11 protein-coding genes are annotated in these 11,148 nt (G+C 66.5%); all 11 read left to right on the plus strand.

From position 1 onward, the window contains the following. Positions 1-497, plus strand: a 497-nt coding sequence (locus tag KRR26_RS35450) for a hypothetical protein (RefSeq protein ID WP_217082050.1), incomplete at its 5' end; no start/stop codon positions are given. 10 nt (positions 498-507) lie between these two features. After that, complete coding sequence (locus KRR26_RS35455) at positions 508-891, plus strand: GPW/gp25 family protein (protein WP_217082051.1); 384 nt, start codon at positions 508-510, stop codon at positions 889-891. 197 nt (positions 892-1,088) lie between these two features. Then, positions 1,089-1,520 carry a helix-turn-helix domain-containing protein gene (locus KRR26_RS37935; protein ID WP_217082052.1) on the plus strand — a complete coding sequence of 144 codons (432 nt, stop codon included), beginning with the start codon at positions 1,089-1,091 and terminating at the stop codon, positions 1,518-1,520. Positions 1,521-1,636: 116 nt separating this feature from the next. Beyond that, positions 1,637-1,921 (plus strand): transposase, encoded by a 285-nt coding sequence (locus tag KRR26_RS35465; protein WP_217082053.1) that lies wholly within the window; start codon positions 1,637-1,639, stop codon positions 1,919-1,921. Between the two features lie 599 nt (positions 1,922-2,520). Continuing rightward, the gene (locus KRR26_RS35470; RefSeq protein ID WP_217082054.1) at positions 2,521-4,077 is read left to right on the plus strand and encodes a hypothetical protein; all 1,557 of its coding nucleotides are present in this window, start codon (positions 2,521-2,523) and stop codon (positions 4,075-4,077) included. A 327-nt stretch (positions 4,078-4,404) separates the two neighbouring features. Further along, positions 4,405-5,934 carry a baseplate J/gp47 family protein gene (locus KRR26_RS35475; protein ID WP_217082055.1) on the plus strand — a complete coding sequence of 510 codons (1,530 nt, stop codon included), beginning with the start codon at positions 4,405-4,407 and terminating at the stop codon, positions 5,932-5,934. Position 5,935: 1 nt separating this feature from the next. Continuing rightward, complete coding sequence (locus KRR26_RS35480) at positions 5,936-6,433, plus strand: hypothetical protein (protein WP_217082056.1); 498 nt, start codon at positions 5,936-5,938, stop codon at positions 6,431-6,433. Positions 6,434-6,440: 7 nt separating this feature from the next. Beyond that, positions 6,441-7,136 (plus strand): hypothetical protein, encoded by a 696-nt coding sequence (locus KRR26_RS35485; RefSeq protein ID WP_217082057.1) that lies wholly within the window; start codon positions 6,441-6,443, stop codon positions 7,134-7,136. A 5-nt stretch (positions 7,137-7,141) separates the two neighbouring features. Beyond that, positions 7,142-7,537, plus strand: coding sequence for a hypothetical protein (locus KRR26_RS35490; protein WP_217082058.1), 396 nt, complete (start codon positions 7,142-7,144; stop codon positions 7,535-7,537). Between the two features lie 9 nt (positions 7,538-7,546). Next, positions 7,547-8,884 (plus strand): phage tail protein, encoded by a 1,338-nt coding sequence (locus KRR26_RS35495; RefSeq protein WP_217082059.1) that lies wholly within the window; start codon positions 7,547-7,549, stop codon positions 8,882-8,884. A 481-nt stretch (positions 8,885-9,365) separates the two neighbouring features. Continuing rightward, a partial coding sequence (locus tag KRR26_RS35500) for a hypothetical protein (protein ID WP_217082060.1) occupies positions 9,366-11,148 on the plus strand: 1,783 nt, incomplete at its 3' end.

Consider the following 11,148-nt stretch of genomic DNA (forward strand, 5'->3'; position numbering starts at 1 on the left):
AGGCCATACCGGACGCGCTGGGGCCGCCGCCCGACCCAACCGCCATCGCCGCGGCCCTCCCGAAGCTGGCCGAGAAGGTGTCCAAGCTGCTCCGCCTCGTCCCCCAGCTCTCGGTGCCGTACACGGTGGTGGGCGTCATCGACATCGTCCTGGGCGAGCTGGGCCGTGCGCGTGCCCAGTTCGTCCACCTGCAATTGCGCCTGTCGAGCGTGGCGCGGGCCCGGCAACGCGCCACCCAGCTTGGGGACGCAGGACTCATCGCGGTGGCCGGCTGCGCGGAGGCCAACGTCGCCCAGGAGGCCGCCAATGTCGGCAAAGCCCTGGCCGCCCTCTCCCAACTCATGGCCCTCCTCAACGTCCTCCTGGGCCTGGTAGGCGGCCCCCAGGTGCCGGACTTCTCCAGCCTCGAGGGCCGCGCGCTGGACGAAGCTGTTGCGCCCCTTGACACCATCGTCCGCACGTTGCTGCAGGCGCGCGCGGCCATCCCTATCCCGTGAGGAGGACGTCGTGAGTCGAGCGCCCCAGAATCTCCTTGTCCCCTTCCGGCGGGACAAGAAGCGGGACTTCGCTGCGGGCACCGGGGCCGAGTTGCTCGCCTCGAAGGTGCGGCAGGTGCTGCTCACGGAAGGCGCCACGCCCCACTCCACCGGCGAGCTACCCTGGCGCACCAGCTTCGGGGCGGGACTCGCGCGGCTTCGCCACCAGCGCAATGACGCCGTGCTGGCGGAGTTGGCGCGTGTGTACATCCGAGACGCCCTCGCTCGCTGGCTGCCGGGTGTTCACCTGGTGCAGGTCCGCGTCGAGCAGGACGCCGCCATGCTGACGCTTCGGGTGCGAGTGCGCGAGGGTGATACGACAGCGGAATTGGATGTCTCTCCACGCGACCTCTAGAGCCGACATACGGAGTCACCAGGGGCAGATGCAGGCAGCTCCTCATTCCGACGACTGCACCTACAACGGTGCTCATGAACGGGGATCGAGGGAAGCACAGAGCCTGATGCTTGGTGGGCCGGTTCCAGGGGATGGAGCAAGGTCGAGCGCAGCGGAGCCCGTAGATTGAGGTCAAAGGCGCACCACTCTCGATTGATTTGAGGCAGCGGATTCTCGACGCGTACCTGGCGCGAGAAGAGTCCTGGGAAGAGATAGCCAAGCGGTTTCAAGTAGGGGTCGCGACGGTTGATCGGCTCATTGGCCGCTGGAAGCGAACTGGGACCATCGCTCCAAGGCGCCCAGGTCCGCGCCCCCACTACCGAGTCCCGGATTCGCAACTGAGCAAGGTGAAGCGACTGCTGGATGCCGCGCCCGACAGTACAACCCAGGAAATCGCGGATGCATATGCCAAGGCAACGGGCGTGCGGGTGAGTCGCCCCACCATGGGACGTGCCTTCCGACGCCTGGGCTACACGCGTAAAAAAGTCGTTCCTCGCCTCCGAGCGGCGGTTGGCGAAGAACCGCCGGGCCCGCAGGGGGTATTTGGCTACGGCCGCCCAACTGAAGCCCACGCGCCTCCACTTCATTGACGAGACTGCCGCAACCCGCTCCATGACCCGCCGGTATGGGCGTGCTCGGCGAGGGCAGCGCGCTCGGGGCTATGTGCCCCTGGGCCGTCGACACCAAATCACAATGATAGCAAGGAATGGGGCTTGTACTGACTTTCGAAGGCGCTACCAACAGCGAGCGCTTCGAAACCTATGTCCTTGAGGGGCTTCTGCCCATACTCAAGCCTCACGCCGTGGTGGTCATGGACAACCTCAGCGTCCATCACCGTCCGACAGTCGAGCAACTCATTCGCAGCCGCAAGGCGAGGCTTCTCTTCCTACCTTCTTACAGCCCTGAGCTCAACCCCATCGAATCGTGCTGGTTGAAGGTAAAGACGCGCATGCGGGCACTCGGCGCCCGCACGCATGTGACCCTCCGCTAAGCGATGCGAGAAGCACTCGCAACCGTGCAGCAACAGGACGCAGCCGCTTGGTTCGCATACTGCGGCTACCCGCCTCAATCGCCATGAGCACCGTTGTAGCTGCGACGGTGGAATCGGCGAAGGAGCGCACGCCGCGATTGGATTGGGCGGGGCTGATGCGCCGTACTTTCGCGCTGGATGTCTTCGTCTGCGCTCGGTGTGGAGACCATCAACAGCCGCAGGAGGGTGCTGTCATACCTGACGGCCCCCGGTGGAAAGACGCGGGCTTTCGAGCTCGTCGAACACGGAGAAGCGCAGGATTGGGCAGCCGCGCTGTGTTGTTTGCCTGAGAGGAAGACTGGCGCACGGAAAGGAGGTGCATTTCCACCCACCTCTTCTGTCGTTGAACTCATGCGTCAGGGAATACCCACCGGCTGGTTGTGCTTGCGCATCAGGGTGCGCAGCCACTCCAGTGGCGCAAGGGAGTGTTCAGAAGTGCTCAAAGGCACTGGGGCCCCATAGACCTGAGACTGACACTGGATGTTGATGCTTTTCACGAATCGCTGAATGACCGTGTTGGGTTCTGCGACACAACGGTGGCGGTTCGAGGAGTTCACCCCATGCTGACGTATGCGCTTCTCCTGGTCATGACTACGGCCATGTCCCCACCAGGCCTCTCCATGTCACCGCTCAATGGTTTGGTCTACAGCGGTGACCCCGTGGGATTTCCGCTCACGGTTGGGGCATATGCCATTGCTCCCTATACCCCCTTGGAGATTCAAGTGCTCAAGAGGCCCGGGCTGGACCCGACCTTGGATGCCAATTGGGTTGTTTTGGCGACCATGAACACGGACCCGCTTCCCATCAAGTGGAATGCAAACTCACCCGTCACGCTCTATTACGCCGCCACGCAGGTCACTCCCGTCCCCAGCAATCCCACTCCAGAGCAGGCCGCACGCTGGCCGCCCGGCAAGTTCGTGCAACTGCGAATCCTCGCCAAGGACTATCCAGGCAATCAGGTGCTCCCAACCTTCGACGTCGCTACCTTTTTCCAGTGCTCCAATGACAATCTCGAGACGAACTGGGTAGATTTCGTGACGATATGTGGGTCGGCATTGCCAGGGGCTGCCGTGATGTCTACCGTCAACAACCCCGCGGATCTTCACGCGGGCGTCAAAACGTACAACTATCTGGGCAGGAAAGGGGATGCGACGCAGTTGGCGACGCTCCTGTACTACAGCACGTCCGGACTCCCCTCTACCCTGAATGGCTTCAAGCAGCAGTACAACTTCCCCACGAATGAGGCGAGTGCCGTCTACTACAACGACGCTGATCTCGGCTTCGGGCGCGAGATGCATTGCAAGTCCTTTGGCGCGCCCCTCGGGACGGGTGTTGCATGTTACGTGAGCAACTACGGCACCAATGCCCGGCAGGCGGCATTTCCCGCGGATTCGATGAAGGCCCTCACCCTGGCCCACGGAGGGCATGACGCGTTCGCTACGGTGGCAATGGTGTACACTCCGCCCAATCTCGTTGATGCCATCAAATTCATCGTGTACGACGCCAATGGTCAGCAGTTGGCGACTGCGCCGCTCGACTCTACGGGCGCGCACGCATCGGTGCCGAACAATTGCTTGGGGTGTCACGGTCTGAATTCGACCGCCTACCTCGTGCAGAATCCCGCGCTCATCACGGTCAGTCAGGACGCCCGGTTCCTCCCGTTCGATCCGTTCTCCTTCAAGTATCTGAGCGAAGGTGACGCCCAGGCGCAGCGCGAAGGCTTTCGAAAGCTGAACGCGCTCGTCGCACTCACTCCCATGTCTCCTGCGACCAGTCAGTTCATCCAGGGCCTCTATGGTGGAAAGCAGCCGTCGGACCCGACCGCGGTCGCCACGGATCGCTTCATTCCTTTCGCCTGGAATACAAACAATGCCGACCGGACCATCTATATGGGTGTCGTCAAGCCATTCTGTCGCGGGTGTCACATGACGAGCACGTCGAGTTCTCTCGACTTCGACAGCCCAAGCGATTTCTCGCCCCAGTACGTCCATGAGGCCCCATGCTCTTCAAGCCATCTCATGCCGCACGCCGAGCAAACACTCCGACTCTTCTGGAACAGTGGTGCGCGTGCATATCTCACCCAGCGCTATCAGGTCGCGAACGCTTGCTCTCCATGAGTCGGAGCTGCATGCGGTGAGCATGCGGGTAGCGCCAGAGCGCCAGGAGCTACACGGTCGCCGCCGAGTTCGTTGTCCGTAAGGAGTCGTCGGCTACCGCCCGTCCACGGACGGGCGGCTCACGATGGGAGCGAGGGAGGCACAGGGCCTCGGTCTCCTCCGCCCCACGATTTCTTGAGACACCTCTCTGGGGGATAAACGCCCCGCGTGAGGTGGATGTGAAGAAGCAGCAGACGCAAGAGCACAGGTAGCGGTCAGGACACTCGTAGCCGGTTGAGTGCAGCACGATGTCCCCGAAATGAAGAGGCCGAAAGCCTTTGTCTCCCGATGGAGGCCTTCGCCGACGTGCCACTTCTTCCCGCGTCCACCGACTACACCCACCGCGACTTCGACGCCCTGCGCGCCCGCCTCGTAGCGCTCGTGAAGAGCGTCTTCCCGGACTGGACGGACTTCGACGCGGCCAGCTTCGGCAACGTTCTCTTGGAGATGTACGCTTTCGTCGGCGACGTTCTCGGCACCTACCAGGACAACCTCGCCCGCGAGTCCCGCCTCTCCACCGCTACCCAGCGCCGCAACGTCATCGCCCTGGCGCGCATGCTGGGCTACCGGCTTCACGGTGCCCAGGCGGCCACGGCCGAGGTGGAGCTACGACTGGCCCTGCCTCCCGCAGCTCCCGTCACATTCCCAGCCGGAACCGTCGTCCGTACCCAAGAGGTGACAGAAGCCGTCCGCTTCCAGTTCCTGTCACCCGCCACCATTCCGGCCGGCGCCAACCCGCCGCGCGTCGTCACCGTGGTGGAGCACTCGAAGACACACACTCAGCTCTTCGACGCCCGCGGCCTCGCCGACTTCGAGGCGCGCCTGGACTTCGGCCCCTACCTCGATGGCTCCGCCCGTGTGTCCACCGCACAGGGCACCTTCATCGAGGTGGACACCTTCCTCAACTCTCGCGCCCCTGACGCCCACTTCCTCATCTCGGTGGATCAGAGCGACAGGGCCACCGTCCGCTTCGGCGACGGCATCAACGGCTTGCTTCCCATTGGCACCGTGGCGGTGACGTACAAGACGGGCGGAGGGGCCGCGGGGAACGTGGACGCGGCTCGCCTCATCGTCGTGGAGGGAAGCTACCGGGATGCCCATGGCCACGCTGTGCAGGTGTCCGTCCACAACCCCGCCCCGGCCTCCGGCGGCGCGGACCGGCAGTCCATCGCCTCCGCGAAGCTGCTCGCCCCCGAGAGCCTCCGGGCTCTGACACGCACGGTGTCCCGCGAGGACTTCGAGGTCAACGCCCGGCGCCTGCCCGGCGTAGCGCGCGCGCTCATGCTGACGTCCAACGAGGACGCCAGCATTCCGGAGAACTCCGGCATCCTCTACGTCGTGCCCCAGGGCGGCGGCGTGCCCACGCCCGCGCTCAAGGCCGTGGTGCTGCGCCAGGTGACGGAAGTCTACCCCTGCACCCTCACCTTCCAGGTGAGCGTCCAGGAGCCGGTGTACCGGCGCGTGGACATCTCCGCGCGCCTCTTCCTGCGCCAGGGCGCGTCGCCTCTGGACGTTTCCGCGCGCGTCCGCCTGGCACTCGCAGTCCATTTCCGGGTCAGCGAGCCAGACGGCACGCCCAACCCGCGCATCGACTTCGGCTTCAACCTCAAGGACGCAGAGGGGAGCCCCGCTGGCGAGGTGGCATGGTCGGACGTGTTCAACGTCATTCGCGATGCCCCCGGAGTGAGGAAGCTGGGTGACGCGAGAATGGACCTGACACTCAACGGCCTACCCGCGGATGTGAAGTTGGCGGTGCGGGAGCTGCCGGTGCTGGGCAGCGTCACGCTCCAGGACGGGGACACCGGGAGGCTCTTCTGACATGGCGCTCCTCAATCCGAGCTTCGAGGACGCGGGAGGGCGGCCCGGCGAGGCGGCGTACTGGACGCTGACGGCGGTGACGCGCCTCGAAGCCCTGGCGGGCTTCGGCGTGCCGGACGAGGCGTGCGAGGACTTCGAGCGCTGGTACGTGTGGCACGACACCCTCTCCGACGTCCCTGTGGCCCTCGCCATCTTCGGCCAGCGCGAGGGTTTCGAGGCCTTCTCTCGGGGCTGGGACAACGACGGCTACCTCTTCGAGCTGCCACCCGCGCAGCTCGTCCCGCACCTCTTCGAGGGGAGCGCCGTCGAGACGTGGGGCCAAGGGCCGTCCCTCACCGAGTGGGAGGACACCGCTTCCGTGCCAGCACCGAGAGAGGACTTCGACACCGAGGCATTCACCTGGCGCTGGGAAGACGTGCCAGCGCGCGCGGCGCGCTTCAGCTCCTCGCAGCCCACCGAGGACTTCGACACCGGGTGGCCCACGGCCACCACGCAGTGAGGACACCATGGCACTCGCAGACTGGACGTACCTCAATGGCGGACTGGACATCGCCACCGTGGACAGAGGTGTGACGGCGGGCATCGCCCGTCCTCCGGGTGGCGGCAACTTCCTCTTCGCATTCAACTCGCTGTCGGCCGCACAGGGCGCTGTCGCCCTCTTCGCGAACCTCCCCGACTTCGCCCCCATGGCCAAGGGCGGCAGCATCCGCGGCTGCCTCCAGCGAGGGCCCGGTGGCGGCCCCACCGGCTTCTCGCCCTTCTTGTTCCTCTGCGGACAGGGCACCTCCGTCAACGACTCCGCGTACCTCCTCGGCCTCTCCGACGACGAGCCGCACCGAGTGGTGCTGCGCAAGGGCGCGGTGGCCACGGGACTCCCGGACGCGGACGGGCCCGGTGTCTTGCTGAAGTCCTCGGCCAGCTTCGCCCAGGGCACCTGGCTGCACCTGCGGTTGGACGTCATCGTCAACGCCAACGGCGACGTCGTCCTCAAGTCCTTCCACAATGACTTGGCCACCCACCCGCTCGGCACGCCTCCCAACTGGCAGCCGATTCCGGGCATGGCCGACTTCATCGACGACAACCTCGGCATCAACTCCGGCAGCCAGCCCCTCACCTCCGGCCGGGGCGGCTTCGGCTTCGCGGTGAAGGACGTCACGCGCCGGGCCTACTTCGACTCGCTCGAGCTCTCGCGACAGGTGTGACGCCCATGGCCCTCACCGCCTTCACGAGTCGCCTCGGCCTGGGCCAGGGCCGCATTCGGCCCCAGTGGGCCACGCCTGCCTCGGGCGAATACCTCTTCGTCCTCGGCGACGAGGAGCCTGGGCGCTTCTTCGAGTTGGCCCCCGGGGACTTCGCCGAGGTGACACAGGCCGTGGACGTTACGGGCCTGGCGCTCGTCCGCTGCGCGCTGCGTTTCCGTGTGCCGCCAGGGGCCCCGGCGGGCCTGGCCTGGGAAGCATCCCTCGTCGTTGACGGCGTGAAGTACGCCCGATGCATCGGGCGCTTCGGCCGCGAGCGCTTCGCCGGTGACATGGCAGCCAACGTCTCGAAGCTCTCCGGTGTCCACACGGTGGGCGTGCGCCTGGAGCTCTGCGTCCCGTGAGGAAGCCCCATGGCAACGGTTGAGCTGCCCGCCCTCTACGTCGACACCGTCTCCCTCCTCGCGGAGGCTCGCCGCCCGCTCCTCCTCAACCGCTCGCCGGGCCCGGGTGAGGAGGACGTCCCCGTCGACTCCGCGCTGGAGCTGGAGCTGGTGGACGTCGGCACGGACGGCATTGCACGGGAGGCCACGCGAGTCTGGGTGGACGGCATCCTCGCATTCGCTGGCGGGGACAGCGTCGAAGTGCAACCGGCCTTCGCCGGCCCCCAGGCGGAGGTGGCGCAGACGGCGGATACCCTGCGTGTCGTGCTCCACCCAGCGACGCCGCTGGCCAGCCAGGCCTCCGTGTCCGTCCGCGTCGTTTCAGCCACGGCCGGCGGCGAGCACCTCCTCGACGAGACGTACTCTTTCAGCGTGGAGGACAGGACGGCCCCACGCCTCGTGAGTGCACTGGCCGTGGGGCAGAAAGCCGTGCGTCTCGCCTTCGACGAGGACGTGAAGGTGCCGCCCACGGCGCGATTCGCATTCACCGCGCGTGGCGCGCCCGCTGTCCCAGTCGCGGACCTCGAGGCCGTGGCGGATGGAGCCTTCGTCCACCTCGTCTTCGACACGGAGATGACGCCGGACGTGGTGTACGAGGTTCTCGTGGACGGAGTGACGGACGCGCACGGCAACCCCGTGCTCGCCCCCTACCACCGCGCCACCTTCGCTGGCTTCCGCCCGGCTCGGCCCCCCTCCCGGCACTTCACACTCTGGGAGATGCTGCCGGGCCACAACCGCCGCGACGACGTGACGGGGGACTTGCGCCGCTTCATCTCCTGCCTCCAGGAGGTGACGGACTTGCTCCTCGCGGACTTGGATGCCTTCCCTGATGACTTCGACTTGGAGCGCGCGCCCGAAGCCTTCCTGGACGCCATCCTCCAGGACTTGGGCAACCCCTTCGCGTTCGAGTTGGATGTCCTCGGCCGGCGCCGCCTGGCCTCCGTCCTCGTCGCCATGTACCAGCAGAAGGGCACGGCGCTGGGGCTGCGCAACGCCATCCGCTTCTTCCTCGGCATTGAGGTGCGGGCCATCTCCCCCTTCGCCTCGGACACCCTGGTGTTGGGCGAGTCGGAGCTGGGCGTCAACTGGGTGCTGGGCCCTTCCGAGCGCTTCGCCCGCTACGCCTTCAACATCGAGGTGGAGCGCCCCCTCTCACCCGAGGAGTGCCAGCGCCTGCGCGCCCTCGTCGAGTACCTCAAGCCCGCCCACACTCACTTCGTGGACCTCGTGGAGCCCCTCCCGCTCATCGTCCCTGAACACTGGGAACTGGGCGTCAGCGAGCTGGGCGAGACGACAACCCTGCATTGAGAGGCACACCGAGCCGCTACGACAGAATGCGGGACTCCCCCTTAACCACGGCGACCACCGCCCCCACACAGGCATGGGAAAAGCCCGGCATTGCGCGAAGCCTCGGTGCAGGCAGTCGCCAGTCAGCCAATGGCAACAGCCGCTCCAAAATTCGCCGAGCCTCGCCCTCCACGAGTGAGACAGCAATGCTCCCGCCACTCATCTCATGGGTGACACTGTACGCAAGCCCCACCGAAACAACAGCGAGCCCATCGCGGCGCATGAGGGCCTTCCGAGACATCCTGCCCGCTCGAGTTGCGATGACCACATCTCCAACTTCGACCTTCCGGCCGCGACGTCCCACTGTGCACCTCCCCTGCGTCCACATCGGAAGAAATCAAGCCGTGCCGCGCCCGCGAGCCCACAAGCCTATCGTCCCAAAGCACCTCCTGCGTGTCCCCGATTCCTCGCGCCCTGCCTTTGTCCTCTCTTGGAGGAAAATATGGCCAACAGGCTGGATTATTTTTTCAGGCAGCGCGTGACGGAGGCCGAGCTGGACTTGGCCTTCGCCCAGTTGGAGCAGGCGGACCGAAACCTCGCCGCGGACCTGGGCGTCCACGGCGTCATCTCCGGGGCCGTGCCCACGCCGCACTCGCCGGTGCCCAACCTCTCCATCGACTTGACGGCCCCGGGACGCGCCTACGACAACCTCGGCCAGCGCATCTTCTTCGGCACGGGCCAGACGGTGGACTGCGCGGTGGACATGTCGGGCATCCCTACCGACGTCTCCACCTCCGGCAGTGAGCGGTGGGTGGGGATATTTCTGCGCTTCACCCGCCTGTTGTCCGAGCCCCGCACGGACGGCAACTCCCAGCAGGTGTACTTCCGCCGCGACGAGTCCTTCGAGTTGGTGGTGCGCCAGGCGCCCGAGGGCCCCATGGGCCTTGCGCCCAAGCCCACCCTCCAGCCCGATGAGCTGCTGCTGTGTGACGTCCGGCGCCGCCCCGGGCAGACGCAGATTCTCGCCGCAGACTTGGACACCTCCCGCCGCCAGTCCTTCATCTTCGCCCGGGGCACCTCCGTGGCCGTGGAGAGTGGCAATTGGGAAGTCCTGCGCCCCGACGCGGACACGGTGCAGGCGACGTTGGACGAGGTGGACGTCGAGTTGGCTGGGCACTTCTCCGGCACGACGCGGAGGCACACAGCCAGCGCCGTGGACTTCGCGCCCCACGGTTTCGTCGCCGCCAACACGGTGCAGGCCGCCGTGGATGAAGTCGTGGACAAGCTCTCCTCGGCTGCTGCTGGGACACCGGGAGCCTCCCGTGTGGGTGCGGACGCGGTGCCTGGCACGCCCAACCTCCTTCCGGCGGGCACCGTGGACGCGCAGCTGTCCTCGCTGTTGGGCTTCGTCAACACTCACCAGGGCGCCGCCACCGGCGCGCACCATGCCAGCGCCATTGGCGCCACGCCCCACGGCTACGTCAGCGGCACCAGCGTGCAGGCGCAGCTTCAGGAAGTCGTCACCCGCCTGGGCGAGACGACGGCCGGAAGCTCCGGTGCCTCGCGTGTCGGAGCAGACGCTCTCGCCGGAACGCCCCACTCCCTTCCCTCCAGCAGCCTGCGGCAGCAGGTGGCCGCGCTGCTGGGCCTCCTCAACGGGCATGTCACCCAGGGCGCGGGGGCCCATGCGGCCTCCTCCGTCGCCGTCGCGGACGCAGGCAATCTGCTGACGGCGGACTCAGTGGAGGCGGCCCTCGCCGAAGTCCTCGGGACCTTCGGTGGAGGACACTACCGAGGCAACGAGTCCGCGGCGGGCCAGCACAAGGCCATCGTCCAACCTGTCCTGGGCACGGGCCGCGTCCTCCTCTTCGACGCCCAGGGCGTCGGCAACAGCGCCTGCCGGCTGCGCCTCTTCGCTGACAGCGACTCGGTGTGGTTCACCCTCAACGCCGCGTGGGACGGCAGCGCCTGGGCCCGGGACAATGCGTCCTTGGCCTCCGGGGCCTTTCGCCTCTCGCGCAATGAGGCCGAGTTCCTCCACGACAACTCCCTCGTGGCCACCTTCACCTCGTGGACGCGCACCTGGCGGCTGCCCATGGCCAGCCCGGCCAACAACTCCGCCTTCGAGATGTCGGGCGCGGGCCTGAGAGAAGAGGGGCGCTTCGGCCTCGAGTACTCCAACAGCGACACCGTCGCGCATGACCTTCTGGCCGGAGGTGGCTCGGTGACATTCCGCAGCCGCTTCCCTGCGAAGCCCTCCTCCATCACCTTCTCGCCCTACGCCA

Source organism: Citreicoccus inhibens (assembly GCF_019039035.1).
In the GTDB taxonomy this organism is placed as follows: domain Bacteria; phylum Myxococcota; class Myxococcia; order Myxococcales; family Myxococcaceae; genus Citreicoccus; species Citreicoccus inhibens.

Bases quoted from the DNA above. Each gene is read 5' to 3' on its own strand.
- KRR26_RS35465 (WP_217082053.1), top strand. From the start codon at position 1,637: ATGGGGCTTGTACTGACTTTCGAAGGCGCTACCAACAGCGAGCGCTTC.
- KRR26_RS35470 (WP_217082054.1), top strand. From the start codon at position 2,521: ATGCTGACGTATGCGCTTCTCCTGGTCATGACTACGGCCATGTCCCCA.
- KRR26_RS35475 (WP_217082055.1), top strand. From the start codon at position 4,405: ATGGAGGCCTTCGCCGACGTGCCACTTCTTCCCGCGTCCACCGACTAC.
- KRR26_RS35480 (WP_217082056.1), top strand. From the start codon at position 5,936: ATGGCGCTCCTCAATCCGAGCTTCGAGGACGCGGGAGGGCGGCCCGGC.
- KRR26_RS35485 (WP_217082057.1), top strand. From the start codon at position 6,441: ATGGCACTCGCAGACTGGACGTACCTCAATGGCGGACTGGACATCGCC.
- KRR26_RS35490 (WP_217082058.1), top strand. From the start codon at position 7,142: ATGGCCCTCACCGCCTTCACGAGTCGCCTCGGCCTGGGCCAGGGCCGC.
- KRR26_RS35495 (WP_217082059.1), top strand. From the start codon at position 7,547: ATGGCAACGGTTGAGCTGCCCGCCCTCTACGTCGACACCGTCTCCCTC.